Origin of the sequence: Streptomyces sp. NPDC032198, assembly GCF_040636975.1 — a bacterium.
Classification (GTDB): domain Bacteria; phylum Actinomycetota; class Actinomycetes; order Streptomycetales; family Streptomycetaceae; genus Streptomyces.
The window spans coordinates 543,403-557,950 of sequence record NZ_JBEZVL010000004.1; the positions used below are offsets into that span (position 1 = coordinate 543,403).

Annotated in this window: 12 protein-coding genes; 4 read left to right on the top strand and 8 right to left on the bottom strand. The window is 70.8% G+C overall.

What is annotated here, in order from left to right; genetic code table 11:
• Nucleotides 1-58: 58 nt before the first annotated feature.
• Entirely contained in the window at nucleotides 59-691 is a 633-nt protein-coding gene (locus AB0E78_RS13565) for a GNAT family N-acetyltransferase (RefSeq protein ID WP_361831582.1), read from the top strand.
• Between the two features lie 74 nt (nucleotides 692-765).
• Here the strand turns inward: AB0E78_RS13565 and AB0E78_RS13570 are convergent, their stop codons facing one another.
• The 4 genes from AB0E78_RS13570 to AB0E78_RS13585 form a co-directional block, all read right to left on the bottom strand.
• Complete coding sequence (locus tag AB0E78_RS13570; protein WP_361831584.1) at nucleotides 766-2,394, bottom strand: extracellular solute-binding protein; 1,629 nt, start codon at nucleotides 2,392-2,394, stop codon at nucleotides 766-768.
• A gap of 69 nt (nucleotides 2,395-2,463) precedes the next feature.
• Nucleotides 2,464-3,387, bottom strand: a complete 924-nt coding sequence (locus tag AB0E78_RS13575; RefSeq protein ID WP_361831586.1) for a carbohydrate ABC transporter permease — start codon at nucleotides 3,385-3,387, stop codon at nucleotides 2,464-2,466.
• Entirely contained in the window at nucleotides 3,384-4,331 is a 948-nt protein-coding gene (locus tag AB0E78_RS13580) for an ABC transporter permease subunit (protein WP_361831779.1), read from the bottom strand. The genes AB0E78_RS13575 and AB0E78_RS13580 overlap by 4 nt, the downstream gene beginning before the upstream one ends.
• 206 nt (nucleotides 4,332-4,537) lie before the next feature.
• Nucleotides 4,538-5,710, bottom strand: a complete 1,173-nt coding sequence (locus AB0E78_RS13585; RefSeq protein WP_361831588.1) for an ROK family transcriptional regulator — start codon at nucleotides 5,708-5,710, stop codon at nucleotides 4,538-4,540.
• Nucleotides 5,711-5,849: 139 nt separating this feature from the next.
• Between AB0E78_RS13585 and AB0E78_RS13590 the strand changes: the two genes are divergently transcribed.
• A complete protein-coding gene (locus tag AB0E78_RS13590; protein WP_361831590.1) occupies nucleotides 5,850-8,771 on the top strand; it encodes a glycoside hydrolase domain-containing protein in 2,922 nt (973 codons plus the stop codon).
• Between the two features lie 64 nt (nucleotides 8,772-8,835).
• Here the strand turns inward: AB0E78_RS13590 and AB0E78_RS13595 are convergent, their stop codons facing one another.
• The 3 genes from AB0E78_RS13595 to AB0E78_RS13605 all read right to left on the bottom strand — a co-directional run bounded on the left by AB0E78_RS13595 (nucleotide 8,836) and on the right by AB0E78_RS13605 (nucleotide 12,076).
• The gene (locus AB0E78_RS13595) at nucleotides 8,836-9,771 is read right to left on the bottom strand and encodes an RNA polymerase sigma-70 factor (RefSeq protein WP_361831591.1); all 936 of its coding nucleotides are present in this window, start codon (nucleotides 9,769-9,771) and stop codon (nucleotides 8,836-8,838) included.
• Nucleotides 9,768-10,700 (bottom strand): NAD(P)-dependent oxidoreductase, encoded by a 933-nt coding sequence (locus tag AB0E78_RS13600; RefSeq protein WP_361831592.1) that lies wholly within the window; start codon nucleotides 10,698-10,700, stop codon nucleotides 9,768-9,770. The genes AB0E78_RS13595 and AB0E78_RS13600 overlap by 4 nt, the downstream gene beginning before the upstream one ends.
• Nucleotides 10,701-10,831: 131 nt before the next feature.
• The gene (locus AB0E78_RS13605; RefSeq protein WP_361831594.1) at nucleotides 10,832-12,076 is read right to left on the bottom strand and encodes a CapA family protein; all 1,245 of its coding nucleotides are present in this window, start codon (nucleotides 12,074-12,076) and stop codon (nucleotides 10,832-10,834) included.
• Nucleotides 12,077-12,365: 289 nt separating this feature from the next.
• Here AB0E78_RS13605 and AB0E78_RS13610 point away from each other — a divergent pair, with 289 nt between their 5' ends.
• Nucleotides 12,366-12,881: a hypothetical protein gene (locus AB0E78_RS13610; RefSeq protein WP_361831596.1), complete on the top strand. Its 516-nt coding sequence runs from the start codon at nucleotides 12,366-12,368 to the stop codon at nucleotides 12,879-12,881.
• A 106-nt stretch (nucleotides 12,882-12,987) separates the two neighbouring features.
• On the top strand, nucleotides 12,988-13,641 hold the full coding sequence (locus tag AB0E78_RS13615) for a zf-HC2 domain-containing protein (protein WP_361831598.1): 654 nt from the start codon (nucleotides 12,988-12,990) through the stop codon (nucleotides 13,639-13,641).
• 18 nt (nucleotides 13,642-13,659) lie between these two features.
• Here the strand turns inward: AB0E78_RS13615 and AB0E78_RS13620 are convergent, their stop codons facing one another.
• The gene (locus AB0E78_RS13620) at nucleotides 13,660-14,520 is read right to left on the bottom strand and encodes a DNA-formamidopyrimidine glycosylase family protein (protein WP_361831600.1); all 861 of its coding nucleotides are present in this window, start codon (nucleotides 14,518-14,520) and stop codon (nucleotides 13,660-13,662) included.
• Nucleotides 14,521-14,548 lie beyond the last annotated feature (28 nt).

The window sequence follows — 14,548 nt, forward strand, 5'->3', positions numbered from 1 at the left end:
AGGGAGCTTGTGTAACATCCACTTTCGGGTTTCAGTCATTACTGGGAGGGGTGTTCTGATGGGGGAGCTCGCGCGCGCGTGGGTCGAGGGATGGACCGTCTCGCGGAGGACGCCGAGGCCGGTGGACGAACCGTGGGGGCTGAGCATCCAGGTCGGGCTGCCGACCCAGACGGTCCGTCACGTCCTGCTCGACGCCGATACCGGGACGGCCCGCGGGCTCATCGGCTCGGTCACCGAACCCACCACCTGCGTCAAGGCCTTTCTCGAACCGGACGTCATGGAGCCCTGGTTCCCGCCCGAGTGGGAGCCGACCGACCCCGGCTTCCTGATGGCGGTCGACCTGCGGCCGTCCGCCGTGCGCGCACCCGACGGTTACACGGCCACCACCGAGGCCGCCGACGGTGTGATCACCGTGCGCGTGCTGGCCGCCGACGGGGAACTCGCCGCGCGCGGTCAGACCGGTCTGACGGGTGGCGCCTGCGTCTTCGACCAGATCGTCACCGAGGAGGCTCACCGGCGCCTCAGCCTCGGCACCCTCGTGATGGGCGCACTCACCGACGCGGCCATCGAGAGCGGTGCGGACACCGGCCTCCTGGGCGCGACCGTCGCGGGCCGGGCGCTCTACGAAACGCTCGACTGGAAGGTCCTCGCACCGCTGACCGGCTTCCTCCACAAACCCGTCGCTCCGTGAACCGAGACCCGCGTCCCGGGACGGCGCGGTGCGCCGGGACGCGGGTCGCGGGCCGCGACTGGGCGGGCCGGGGGTCAGGCGCTCTCGATGGACTTCTGGAACTCCCGCGCCATCTGCTCCAGGCCCTTGTTCCGCCACTCCGCCCAGAAGGGCTTCCACTCGCTCAGCTTCTTGCGGCCGCTGACGATGTCGTTGACCAGGTCGTTCGCCTCCGTCGACATGCGGCCGTAGTGCTGGGTATACGCGTCCGAGTAGTGGCCGACGACCGGGTTCTGGATCGCGGTCCCGATGAGCTTCTGCTCGGCGGCGTACACGTCCTTGACGTCCTGGGCACGGTCGGTGCCCGGGAACGACGAGGCGACCAGCGCGAAAGGAGAGGTGGTCGCCGTGGTCAGCCCGCTGAAGAGACCCTCGACCTGCTGCTTGCCCTGCTTCGAGCGCTCCGGGAAGCCGTTCTTGTCGTACGTGAAGTCCTCGCCCTCGGTGCCGAACTCGAGGAACTCGCGCTCGGTGGTCCCGAAGGGCGCGGCCAGGTAGTTGAGCACGCCGAGCAGCATGCGCACACGCTTCTCGTCGCCCTTCTTGATGGCCGTGTAGCCGATGGTGCCGAGGTGGTAGTGGTGCTTCGGCTTCTTGCCGTCCACACCGAACGGGATCAGGATCTCGGCTGCCAGGCCGGGGTCCTGGACGCGGATGTCGTGGCGCGCGTTGAAGGGGTTGGCGTGCACGGTGGCACCGATCGACCCCTGCGCCAGCTTGGTGTTCGCGTCCGCCATCTTGGGGTTGCCGGGGTAGAAGACCCCGGCCTTCTTCAGCCTGAGGACGAAGTTCAGGGCCTCGGTGTACTCGTCGGTCTCCTGGAACCAGGTGAGTGAACCGTCCTTGTTCTGCCGCCACTTGTTGGGGGCGCCGAAGCACTGGCTCAGCACGCTGGCCGCGTTGACGTAGATCGGCTCGAGGGCCCAGACCTTGCCGCCCGTGACCTCCTTGCACTTGGCGAGGAACTCGTCGGGGCTGGTGGCCGAGAAGCCGTCCGCCTTCTCCCAGACCTTCGGGTTGCCGCCATAAACCTGCCCGAAGGCGGGATACGGGCTGGGCGCGCCCCAGATCTTGCCGTTGACGACCGCGGTCTTCCAGTGGGCGGGGGTCATCGCGGCGAGGTTCGGATAGTCCTTCACGGCGTCACCGGAGACGTACTCCGTGATGTCCGCGCACTTGGCCTCCAGGAGCTCGGCGACGTGCTGGATGCCCTGGTTCGGCGGTATCCACATCAGGTCGGGCAGGTCGCCGCCCGCGATGACGGCGGAGAACTTCTCCTCGTAGCCGGGGTCGGTGCCGAGGATCGCCTCCAGGTCGACGCCGAGTTCCTTGTTCACCTTCTTCCAGTGGGAGTTGGAGCCCGCGGGGGCCGGCGGCTGGGTCCAGATCTCGGTCAGCAGCGTGATCTTCGAGCCGTCGCCGGGCTTCTTCGGGACGCTGCGCACCAGGTCCTTCGGGTACGAGAGGAACCCCGCCGAAAGGCCCTTCGCGTTCGGCGGCAGGTCGGGCTTGACCTTGGTGTAGGGGACGTACGAAGGCAGCTTCACCTTCGACGACGCCGCCTCGCCGGTCTTCTTCGCACCCGAGCCGCAGCCCGCCAGCGAAGTGGCCGCCGCGCCCGCGGCGACGGCGGTGGAGAGGCTCAGGAAAGTGCGTCGGGACATGCCTGTCATGGGAATCTCCGCGAAAGGTGTCAGGGGGTCTCGGGGGAGGGAGCTCGGAGGGAGGGAGGTTCAGCCCTTGATGGCGCCGGTGAGCACGCCCTTGGTGAAGTACTTCTGCAGGAAGGGGAAGAGCAGCAGGATCGGGATGAGCGCGATCATCACGACCGCCATGGAGATCGACTGCTGGGGCGGCATGTGGCTGACGCCGAGCTGGTCGCCCGAGATGGACTTGCCCTGGACGACGTAGGTGCGCAGGACCAGCTGGATGGGCCACTTGCCCGAGTCGTTCAGGTAGAGCATCGCGTTGAAGAAGGCGTTCCAGTACGTCACCGCGTAGAAGAGGCCGACGACGGCGACGACGCCCTTGGAGAGCGGCATCACGATGCGCGTCAGGATCCGCCAGTCACCCGCGCCGTCGATCCGCGCCGCCTGGTACAGCTCCTCGGGGATGTTCATGAAGAACGCCCGCAGGACGACGAGATTGAACGCGTTGATCATGACGGGGAGGATCAACGACCAGTAGGAATCGAGGAGTCCGAGCTCCTTGACCACCACGTACATCGGCACCATGCCCGGCACGAAGAGCAGCGTGAAGAGCACCATCAGGAGGATCGGCTTGCTGCCGGGGACGCCGCGCTTGCTGAGGCCGTAGGCGAGCGCGATCGTCGTCAGGAGCGAGAGCGCCGTGCCGACGAGCGTGATCAGGACGCTGACCACGACGGCGCGGGAGACGATGCCGCCGGAGAGGATCGTGCGGTACGCCTCCAGGGTCGGGTCCGTGGGGAAGAGGACGAAGCCGCCCGCCTCGGTGATCTCCTCGCGCGATGCGAGGCTGGTGGAGAGGACCGTGAGGAAGGGCAGGATCATCACGGCGCAAATGACGGTGATGACGACGGCCTTGGCGGTCGAGCCGATCTTCGTCGGCGGCTCCTCCCAGGCGGGCCGCTCCTCGCGGGTGCGCGGCGATCGCAGGGGAAATCCGAAGCTGCTCATTTGCTGTACACCCCGTGCTCTCCGAAGGCGTGGGCGACCTTGTTGGCGCCGTAGATCATCAAGGCCCCGATGACGCCCTTGACCAGGCCGGCTGCGGCGCCGACGCCCCAGTCGCCGTAGACGACGCCGTGGTAGTAGATGTAGGTGTCGAGGACTTCCGAGGCGCGGGCGCCGACCGCGTCGCGCTGAAGCAGGAACTGCTCGAAGCCCACGGACAGGACGTCACCGAGGCGGAGCACGAGCAGCATGATCGTGACGCCGCGTACGGCGGGCAGGGTGACGTGCCACATGCGGCGCCAGCGTCCGGCGCCGTCGACGGCCGCCGATTCGTACAGGCTCTGGTCGACGCTCGCCAGCGCCGCCAGGTAAATGATCATGCCCCAGCCGATGTCCTTCCAGATGACCTGGCCGGTGATGAGGAGGGAGAAGGTGCTGGGGTCGGTCATCACGTCCAGGGCGGACATGCCGTGGTCGCGCAGGTAGTTGCTGAACAGACCGGCTCCGCCGAGGACCTGCTGGAAGAGCGCGACGACCAGGACCCAGGAGATGAAGTGCGGCAGATAGACGACGCTCTGCACGAACTTCTTGATGCGCGGGCTGACCAGGCTGTTGATGAGCAGGGCGAGGGCCAGCGGTGCCGGGAAGAAGAAGATCAGCTGGAGCGCGGCGAAGGCGAGGGTGTTGCGGACCGCTTCCCAGAACGCCGGGTCGGCGAAGAGCTCCTGGAAGTTGGCGAGGCCCACCAGGGGGCTGTCCTTGAAGCCGATGAAGGGCTGGTAGTCCTGGAAGGCGATGACGTTGCCGAGCATCGGCAGATAGAAGAACAGCAGGAAGAACAGCAGGCCAGGGGCCATGAGGGCCAGCATCACCCAGTTGTTCCGCAGTCGGACGCGGAGTGGGACGCGGCGGTGGCGCGGCGGGTTCGGGGACTTCGGATCCGACACGGACGGTGGCGGCGACGCGGCGCGTGGCCTGCGTTGCGTTGCTGGGGATGTCACACGTACTCCCTGGCCTGGCGGCACGACGGAACAGAAAAATGGCAGCCGACAGCCGGGACGGCCGTCGAGAGCCGGCCAATTAAGAAGCCAACTTGCCGAAAGAGAGCCACATCATCGAAGCGTGACTCCCGCCCGTCAACCACCTGCCGGTCCTAGAGAGTTGGACTTTTCTCCGCGGCGTGGTCGATGTGCTCCAGTGCGAGACGAGCTGCCCCGATTGCGGTGGATTCCTCGCCGAGTACGGAGGTTTGGACCGTCGGCCGGTAGGGGCAGAGCGCGCCGAGCCGTGCCGCGAACGGCTCGCTGAGCAGGGCGCCCGCCCGGGAGATGCCGCCGCCGAGCACGACGGACTGCGGGTCGAGTACGGCGACGTGGCGGGCCAGGCTGTCGGCCAGCGCCTCGGCGAAGGCACGCAGGGTGTACCGGGCCCCGCCGTCGCCCGCCGCCGCCGCGGTCACCACCGCGCGGGCGGCGTTCTCACGCGTGGGCCTGTCCGCGCCCTCGTGCCCCGCGAACCAGTCCAGGAGCCGCTGGTAGCACCGCTCCCAGCCGTCCCCGGCGACCATCTCCCCCGCCGCGCCACGGTGTCCGCGGTGCAGCTCGCCGCGGAGCCAGAGGCCGATGCCGAGCCGGTTGCCGACATACAGGTACACGCAGTCGCCCGCGCCCACCGACACTCCCCCGGTGCACTCGGCGAGCGTCGCGAGCTGGATGTCGTTGCCCACGACGACGGGGCCGTGGCCCGGGTCTGCGAGTTCCCTGGTGAGGTCAAGGCCCGTCCACTGGGGCAGCGAGTCGCTCTCCACGACCCGGCCCGCGGCGTCCACCATGCCGCTGGTGCCGACGCCGGTCGCCAGCGGGCGCACGTTCGTCGCGGCAGGCTGGGCCAGACAGCCCGCGATCGCCTCGCGGACGGCGTCGAGGCGCCGGTCCGCCGGGAGTTCGGGCGTGACGGCGACCCGCTGGGTGGCCACGGTGCGGCCCAGCAGGTCGGCGGCGTGCACCAGGATCTTGTGCGCGCCGATGTCCACGCCCAGGACATGGGCGGCCTCGGCCCGGAAGCGGAACCTGCGGGCGGGCCTGCCCACACTGCCGCTGCCCGGCGTCAGCTCCACCAGGCGGCCCTCGCGCAGGAGCTGGGCCGTGAGGTCCTGGGCCGTGGGCCTCGACACCCCGATGAGGGAGGCGAGTTCGGGCACGGTGATCTCGTCCCGCTCGCGCAGCACCCGCAGGGCGGCGGCCGCGTTGAGGCGGCGCAGCAGCGACGGGTCACCGCTCATGGCACCCGTGGTGCTCGTGGCGCCCGCAGCACTCGTGGGGCTCATGGGTTCCTTCTTCATGGACTCCGCTCCCGGTCTCCGCGATTCAAGGCGTCCCCCTTGACAGCGCGGTCGGTTGATCTCCAGGGTGACCCGGAGCGATTGAGAAACTTACCTAATAAATAGCGCCCTTGGGGGAGCACAGATGGGTGAGACTGGTCATCCGGAGCTGGCATGCGGGATCGGATCCTGGGACAGCGACGTCTACGGTAACCACCGGCTTCTCGTGCGCGCCGAAGCCTCCGACACCGCGGCACCCGCCGTGGCGGCCGAACTTCCGTGGCGGCGCCAGGACCCGGACCCCGCGGCGGTGGACGTGATCGTGGTCGGGCCGTCCGGGGAACGCGTGCGCAACACCGTCGCCGTGCAGGTCACCGGCGAGGTGGGGCGCATCGCCTTCGAGCCGGTGGACGGCCCGGGCACCTACGCCGTGCACTACCTCCCGTACGCGCACACGGGCAAGCCCTACTATCCGCAGGCCGCCTACCGGCCCCCGACGCGCACGGCGGACCCGGGCTGGGTCCACCGCTGCGGCCTGCACGACGACTCCGGATGGGACAAGCTGCCGCGCGCCGAGGCCTTCGGCTACGAGGCGGCGAGCGCGGTCGACTCCTTCGCGCCGCTCGGCTTCGCGGCCACCGAGGACGAATGCGCCCGCCTCCGGCAGGAGCACGGCGACGCCCGGCTGCTGCTCTTCGGCGAGGACCGCGCCCATCCGCTGGGCCGCTACGAACGGCTGCCCGCACGCTGGGCGCTGGCCACCCCCTTCGCGCCACTCGACGTCACGGCGGAACGCGGCGAGTTCTACGCGGTGCAGGTCGGCGTGTACGCGCTCCAGGAGCTGCCCGATGTGCGCGCCGAGATCCGCGGGCTGCCCTTCTCCGCCCGGTGTGTCAGCACGGGCGGCACCGACGCCCGCGGCCGGGCCTTCAAACGGCGCGTCACGGTCGGCGAGGGGCGCGCGGGATCGCTCTGGTTCGGCGTGGACGTGCCCGAGGACACCCGGCCCGGCCGGTACGAGGGGGAGGTCGCCGTACGCGCGGCCGGTGTCCCGGAGCGGGTGCTGCCGCTGCGCCTGACCGTCGGCCCCGACCTCGTCCGCGACGGCGGTGCCGGTGAACCGTCGCGGCTCTCGCGACTCGGATGGCTGGACTCGACGCTCGCCCAGGACGACGAGCCGGTGGCGCCGTTCACCCCGGTCGAGACGGCCGCCACGGCCGGCGGACAGCGGCTGACGCTGCTCGGCCGCACGGTCGAGCTCGGCCCCGAGGGGCTCCCCCGGCGGCTGGTCTCCACCTTCACACCGAGCGTCACACGCGCCGACGGACCGCCGCGCGACCTGCTCGCCGCGCCCGTCACCCTGGACCTCGGCCGCCCCCTGGAGCACGGGCCGCTCAGCCTGGACCGGCCGGGCCCGGCGCGGGTGTGCTGGTCGGCGCGGGCCGCCGGACAGGACGTAATCCTGCGTACCGAGGGCGAGTTGGAGGCCGACGGCTTCCTCGTGATCCGCGCCGCCGTGGAGGCCACCGCCGACACCCAGCTCGACGTGACACTGGAGGTGCCGGTCCACGAGGAGGTCGCGCGGTACGCAATGGGGCTCGGACTGACCGGCCGTGCGTGCCCGGCGGCGTACGACTGGGAGTGGGACACGCCCACCCGCAACCAGGACGCGTTCTGGCTCGGCGACCCGGCGGCAGGACTCCAGCTCAGCCTTCGTGACGAGCACTACGCGCGGCCGCTCAACACCAACTACTACCGCGAGAAGCCCCTGCGCACCCCGCGCTCCTGGGCGGGCGACGGGGCGGGCGGTGTGCGGCTGCGGACGAGCGAGGGGGTGCGCCGCCTCACCGCCTTCAGCGGGGCGCTCATGCTGCGCGCGGGCGAGAGCCGGTGCTTTGAATTCCGGCTGCTCCTGACCCCGTTCAAGCCGCTCGACCCGGCACGGCAGCTGTCCGAGCGCTACTTCCACGCGTACGCGTCACCGCCGGAGATCGCCGAGTACGGCGCGAACGTCGCCAATCTGCACCATGCCACGCCGCCCAATCCGTACATCAACGACCCGCTCCTGGGCGCGGACGCCCTGCGCTCCTACACCGAGGAGGCGCACCGGCTCGGGATCCAGGTCAAGGTGTACGACACCGTGCGTGAACTGACGCGCCACACAACGGAGTTGCCGGTGCTCGCGTCGCTGGGCGACGAGATCTTCGCGCCCGGCCCCGGGGGCGGGCACGCGTGGCTGCGCGAGCATCTGGGCGGGGACTACGTGCCCGGGTGGGTGGCGCCCGATGTGGGGGACGTCGCGGTCGTCACGTCCGGCGACTCGCGGTGGCACAACTCCTATGTGAACGGGATCGAGCGGCTGCGCAGGGTCGTCGGCGTCGACGGGCTCTACCTCGACGACGTGGCGTACGACCGGACGACCATGAAGCGGGTCCGGAAGGTGCTCTCCGCGTCCGGTGAGACGCCGCCCCTGGTCGACCTGCACTCCTGCAACCAGTTCCGCGAGCCGGACGGCTTCGCCTCGAGCGCGAACCTGTACGCGGAGCTGCTGCCCTATGTCGACCGGCTCTGGCTGGGCGAGCTCTTCGACTACGACGGCGCGGACGGGTCCGCCGGAGCCGACCCCGCGTACTGGCTCGTGGAGATCTCGGGCATCCCCTTCGGCCTGATGGGCGAGATGCTGGAGGGCGGCGGCAATCCCTGGCGCGGACTCGTCTTCGGGATGACCGCGCGGGCGCCCATGACGGACGTACGGCCCTTGTGGCGGGCCTTCGACCGACTCCGGCTCCCGGAGGCGGAGATGACGGGGTGGTGGGCCACCGGCACGCCGCCGGTGCGGACCGGGCGGGACGACATCCTCGCCACCACGTGGGAGGGGCCGGGCGGGACCGTGACGGCGCTCGCCTCGTGGGCACCGGAGGCGGTGGACGTGGTGCTCTCCTCGGAGGGCGGGCCCGTCGCCGCGTACGCTCCCGCGGTCGAGGGGTTCCAGCCGGAGCGGAGGTTCGCCGCGGGTGAGGCGATGCGGGTGGAGCCGGGGCGAGGGTGGCTGGTGCGGATCGGCTGAGACGTCCTCCGGTGGGGGCGGCCGGGGCGCGGCCGCCCCCACCGGCCGCCCCCACCGGAGCGGTTCAGCCCTGCCGGCCGGTCCGTGGCCTGCGGGCCTCGCCCGCCTCCCGCTTGAGCGCCCAGGCGTCCGCCACCGGGCCCACGTGCGTGAGCTTGTCGGGGTTGAGCACCGAGCGGATCGTCTGGATCTGCCCGTCCAGGAACTCAAGGACCAAGGTGCTGACGACCTTGCCGTCCCGGTCCCGGAAGATCGCGCCGGGCTGGCCGTTGATCCGGCGCGGCTCCACCACGACGCCGATGCTGAGGAACTGCGGGGCGAGCGTGGCGAACACCCGGGCCACGTTCGCGGCGCCGACGATGCTCCGGGCGAACTGCGGTGCCTTGCCGCCGCCGTCCCCGACCATGGTGACGTCGGCGGCCAGGAGCTCCTGCAGCCCGTCCACGTCGCCTTCCCTGAACGCGCCGAAGAAGCGGTCGGCGAGTTCCTCCCGCTCCCTGCGGTCGGCCTCGAACCGGGGCCGGCCCGCGTCCATGTGCCGCCGCGCCCGCACGGCGAGCTGGCGGCATGCCGACTCCGAGCGCTCCACGGACGACGCGATCTCCGGGAAGCCGAACCCGAACACCTCCCGCAGCACGAACACCGCGCGCTCCAGCGGGGTCAGCCGTTCGAGCAGCACCAGCGCCGCCATCGACAGCGAATCGGCGAGCTCCGCCGAACGCTCCGGGTCCTGGTAGGGGTCGGTCAGGAGCGGCTCGGGGAACCACGGCCCGACATACGCCTCCCGCCGGACGCGGGCCGAGCGCAGCACGTCGATCGAGACCCGGGTGACCACCGCCGACAGGAAGGCCTTGGTCGACCGGGGCTCCGTCGGGGAGGCCTCCCAGCGCAGCCAGCTCTCCTGCACCGCGTCCTCGGCCTCGCTCACGCTGCCGAGGATCCGGTAGGCGATCGCGAACAGCAGGGGCCGCAGCTCCTCGAACTCCTCGGTCCGGTTCACCTGAGGTCCTCCTTGAATCCCTGGCGCCACGAGGGATGGCACAGCTCCCAGCCGAGGTCCCGCTTGGCCTTGGCGTTGGAGAAACCGCGCCCCTCGGTCATCATCGTCACCGCCACGTCCCCGGCCAGGAGCCGCGCCAGCCACTTGGGCACCCGCATCGGAGGCTTCGCGCCCGCGCAGGCCGCCAGATACGGCAACCACTCGCTCGCCGGAGCCGGTTCGTCGTCGACAATGTTGAACACACCCCTCGCCTTTTGCTCCACGGCCAGGACGGTAGCGCTCGCCGCGTCGTCGAGGTGCACCCAGGAGCTGTGGCCCGCCCCGCCGCCGACGAGCGGGAACTGCCGTTTGCGCACGAGCTCGACCTGGTCGTCGGTGGCGCCGGGGCCGTAGAGCCCGCCGTACCGGAGAGCCGCGCCGCCGGCCTCGACGACCGCGGTCTCGACGTGGCGCAGCGCGTCCGCCCCCGCGCGCGCCAGGGTGCCCGTCTCGGGGTCGAGCGGGTCCTCCTCGGTCTTCACCCAACCGCCCCGGCGGATGCCGTTCCAGCTCGCGTAGCTCTGTGCGACGACATGGCTCACGCCCGTCGCCTCGGCGGCGGCCAGCAGGTGGTCCGTCCCCTCGGTGCGCAGCCGGACCGTGGTGGCGAACCAGCGGTCCAGGTGCTTCATGTCGGGCTTGCCCGCGTGCGCCACGGAGATGGCGGTCATCTGGTGCACGACCGCGTCCGGCCGGGCCCCGGCCACCGCCTCGCCGACCGACATGGCGTCGAGCCCGTCCATCACGACCGCCTCGGCACCCAGCCGCTCCAGCAGGGCCGTCTTGGCCGCGCTCGTCGTCGTGGCCGTCACCTGGTGCCCCCTGGCCACGAGCTGGGGCACCAGGCGTCGCCCCAGGACTCCGGTCCCCCCGGCCACAAAAACGCGCATCCCGCATCACCTTCCCGGTCTCCGGACACCTGGCGTCCGGATACGGACGTCCGGAACTGCCTCTCATTCCAGAGACGAGGCAGCCCCGGACGTCTGTGACATGCGGAGGGTTCTCGCGGGCGGCGCCCCGTCTACTGGCCCATGACCAGGCCGTCCTTGCCCGCGCCCCGGCCCAGGACGATCCGCCGGATGCGGTCGCGGACGGCGGAGACGTCGGCGCCACGGTCCAGCGCCGCGTTCAGGTTGGTCACGCGTCCCGTCCCCGTGTCGAACCACTGGGGGATGAACTCGGCCTTCCTGACCTCCCAGCGTCCGCCGGGCGCCGCGGGCGGGGCGAACGTGAAGCGGCCGATCGTGCCCTGATTGCCCCGCGGGTCGTGCGCGCCCTCGTCATTGATCATGTCGCCGGCGATCTGGTCGCCCATGCCGTAGATGACCCAGGTCTTGTTGACCTTCTCGTACGCCTGCGGGACGTGCGCGTGGGTGCCCAGGATCAGGTCGATGTCGGGGCGGCCCCGCGTCCGGGATGCCGTGAGCTGCTTGCCCAGGCTCAGTTGCTGACTGTCCGGGGTGTCCTGCCACTCCGTGCCCCAGTGGACCGAGACGACGACCACGTCCGCGCCCGCCTTCCGCGCCGCGCGCGCGTCCGCGATGATCCGCTCGCGCTCCATGAGGTTGACCGTCCAGGGCTTGCCCTCCGGCAGCGGATAGTCGTTCGTGCCGTACGTGTAGGCGAGCTGCGCCACCTTCGCGCCGCCCGCGCTCAGCCAGGCGGGGGACCTGCCCTCGGCGGCCGTGCGGCCCGAACCCGCGTGCTTGACGCCTGCCTTGTCGAGCGCGCCGAGCGTCCGGCGCACCCCCGCCGCGCCGTCGTCGAGCGTGTGGTTGGAGGCGGTGGAGCAGGCGTCGTAGCCGGTGGCCTTCAGGGCGTGGGCGATCTGGGGCGGGGACTTGAAGTTGGGGTAGCCGGTGTAGTCGCCGTTCTCGCCGTAGACCGTCTCCATGTGACAGATCGCCAGATCGGCCTTGGACACGACGGGTTTGACGCCCTTGAGCATCGGTTCGAAGTCGTATCCGTCGCCCCCCGCGTCGGCGTTGGCCCTGCTGATGATCGAGGAGTGCGGGAGCACGTCCCCGGAGGCGACGAGCGTGAAGGCGCGCCGGGCCTCTTGAGCGCCGCCGGCGGCCGACGGGGCGGGGGGTGAGGCGTCCCGATTTCCCTCCCGGGTGCCTTCCGGGTGTCTTTCGCTTCCGTGCTTCGGACTCCGCTCCTGTTCGGGGTCCGCATTCGCCGTGCAGGCGGCGGTCGTGGCGAGTGCGGCTCCGATCATTACGGCGGTCAGAACGGCGGTTTTCCGTGGTGTTCGCTGCGTCATCGACCAGGCTCCGTGAATGGGGGATATTCGGCGAAACGAATCCACATTCGGACACACTGTCGAGTCAAGCAGCAATGCCGTCATACTCCCCGAAAAGGATGTAAATCATCCAGCCATGTGACACGAAGAACAGACCGGCTCCGACCTGCGACGAAACCGAGAGCCGGGTCAAGGCTCCGTAAAGCGCCTTGCTCAGCGCCCCCTTCTGGTAATCGGCTGTCCTCATCCGTGTTCCGGATTGGGGGCCAGAGGCCGGCGACGCGCACGGATCGGAGGAAGGCGAGACGGGATGCTGCACGAGAGCCGAGGAAACACGGAGGGGCCGAGTGGTGGCGAACTGGCCGTGCCGATGGCGTGGTTGTACGCCGAGTACATCGCGGACGAATTGCTGCGCACCGGCGATTTGATGCCGCCGACATCTTTCGAATACCGCGCGGGGCGTGATGCTCTGGCCCTGACTATTTTCCTCTCCGACACGAATGGAGAGCTGTCGGGCATCCGCGTGGTCTCGCAGCTGGAGACCTGGCTGTCCCTGACTGCCTACGACCAGCCGTGGCTGGACTGGGTCGGCGAACGGATGGCCGTGCTCACGGCGGACGCGGTCGCCTCCGGTGAACCCGCACCCGACCTGGAACTGGCCGACCTGGCATGGCGATGGCTGGAGGAGACGGAGCTGCTCGCACCCGATCTGGACGCGGTGCCGGGCGGTGGTTCGCCGTGCGGCGAGGACGACGGCCCCAAGGTGTGGACGGCGGCCTGGCGCCTGGGGCTGCCGCTCGGACACCTGGCGATCCATCTGTTCTGACGCCCCGCGCGTGTGTTCGCGTCCCATGACTTGAGTGATTCGGCGGTCCACTGCGTACGGGAGGGCAGGAAGCACCCCCTGCCCGTCTCGTCACGCAAGGAACGCCATGAGGTCCCTGGAGCGGCATCGCGACGCCGGCGCCTACGCGCTCGGTGTCCTCGACGCGGCGGACACCTTCCGCTTTGACGACCACCTCATGGACTGCCCCGAGTGCCGGGCCCTGGTGGCGGAACTCGGCCCGGCAGCAGAGCAGTTGGCGGCCTACGACCGTCTCACGCCGCCGCGCGTGGACCCGCTGGCCGTGCCCGGCCCCGGCCTCCTCGACCGGCTGCTCGCCGAGGCCGTGCGGCTGCGCGGGGCCGGGCGCAGACGGTGGCTGTGCGTGGTCGCGGCCGGCGTCACACTGGCGCTGGCGGCTCCCGCGGCCGCCATCCTGCGCGCCGAGGGGCCCGGCCCTGAACAGATCTCCGCCCGGGACGGCCGCACCGGCGTCTCCGCGACCCTGACCGCGCGCGGCCGCGACTGGGGCACGGACGTCGGGCTGCGCATCAGCGACCCGGTAGGCGCCCATGTCTGCGAGCTCGTCGCCGTCGGCACCGACGGCTCCGAGCAGACGGTGACGACGTGGAAGGTGCCCGCGGACGAGCCGTGGGCCGCCCTCTCGACCCGAGGCGGCGCGGCACTGCCCCGCCAGGACATCGCACGCTACGAGGTGCGCACGACGGACGGACAGCGCCTGCTGACCTTGCGACGGCCCTGAACCCGGCCTCGCGCGCGGCTACTTCAGGAGCCGCGACATCCTCCGGTCGGCCAGCGGCTTCCCGCCCGTCTGGCAGGTGGGGCAGTACTGCAGCGAGGAGTCACTGAAGGAGACCTCGCGGATGGTGTCGCCGCACACGGGGCACGGCTCGCCGGTGCGGCCGTGGACGCGCAGGCCGCTCTTCTTCTCCGCCTTGAGGCGGCCCGCCGCGACGCCGTGCGAGCGTTCCACCGCCTCGGTCAGCGTGGTCCGCAGCGCCGTGTACAGCCCGTGGACCTCCTCCTCGGTGAGGCTGGACGTGAGCTTGAACGGGGACATGCGGGCCACGTGCAGGATCTCGTCGCTGTACGCGTTCCCGACGCCCGCGATCAGGCTCTGGTCCCGCAACGCGCCCTTGATCTGGCGGCGTTCGCCCGACAGGAGGGCGGCGAAGCGGGCCTCGTCGAAGTCCGGGGCCAGCGGGTCGGGGCCCAGGCGGGCGATGCCCGGGATCTCCGCCGGGGCGCCGGTCACGTACACCGCGAGGCGTTTTTGCGTGCCCGCCTCCGTCAGGTCGAAGCCCTCCCCCGTCTCCAGGGCGACGCGCAGCGCGAGGGGGCCCTTGCCGGGGCGTGGCGTGCCGTCGGGGAGGCGGTCCTTCCAGTGCAGCCAGCCCGCGCGGGCGAGGTGGGTGACCAGATGCAGGCCGTCCGCGTCGAGGTCGAGGAACTTGCCGTGGCGCCCCACGGCCGTGACGGTGCGCCCCTCGAGGGCGGTGAGCGGCGGGTCGTACGTCTTGAGGACGCTGATCGCCACGGGCAGCACCCGGACGATCTCGTGGCCGACGAGGTGGTCGGTGAGGAAGGCGCGCAACGCCTCGACCTCGGGAAGTTCCGGCATCCACTCACTCCTGACCCAGTTCCGACGG

Bases quoted from the DNA above. Each gene is read 5' to 3' on its own strand.
- AB0E78_RS13565 (WP_361831582.1), top strand. From the start codon at position 59: ATGGGGGAGCTCGCGCGCGCGTGGGTCGAGGGATGGACCGTCTCGCGG.
- AB0E78_RS13570 (WP_361831584.1), bottom strand. From the start codon at position 2,394: ATGTCCCGACGCACTTTCCTGAGCCTCTCCACCGCCGTCGCCGCGGGC.
- AB0E78_RS13575 (WP_361831586.1), bottom strand. From the start codon at position 3,387: ATGAGCAGCTTCGGATTTCCCCTGCGATCGCCGCGCACCCGCGAGGAG.
- AB0E78_RS13585 (WP_361831588.1), bottom strand. From the start codon at position 5,710: ATGAGCCCCACGAGTGCTGCGGGCGCCACGAGCACCACGGGTGCCATG.
- AB0E78_RS13590 (WP_361831590.1), top strand. From the start codon at position 5,850: ATGGGTGAGACTGGTCATCCGGAGCTGGCATGCGGGATCGGATCCTGG.
- AB0E78_RS13600 (WP_361831592.1), bottom strand. From the start codon at position 10,700: ATGCGCGTTTTTGTGGCCGGGGGGACCGGAGTCCTGGGGCGACGCCTG.
- AB0E78_RS13605 (WP_361831594.1), bottom strand. From the start codon at position 12,076: ATGACGCAGCGAACACCACGGAAAACCGCCGTTCTGACCGCCGTAATG.
- AB0E78_RS13610 (WP_361831596.1), top strand. From the start codon at position 12,366: ATGCTGCACGAGAGCCGAGGAAACACGGAGGGGCCGAGTGGTGGCGAA.
- AB0E78_RS13615 (WP_361831598.1), top strand. From the start codon at position 12,988: ATGAGGTCCCTGGAGCGGCATCGCGACGCCGGCGCCTACGCGCTCGGT.
- AB0E78_RS13620 (WP_361831600.1), bottom strand. From the start codon at position 14,520: ATGCCGGAACTTCCCGAGGTCGAGGCGTTGCGCGCCTTCCTCACCGAC.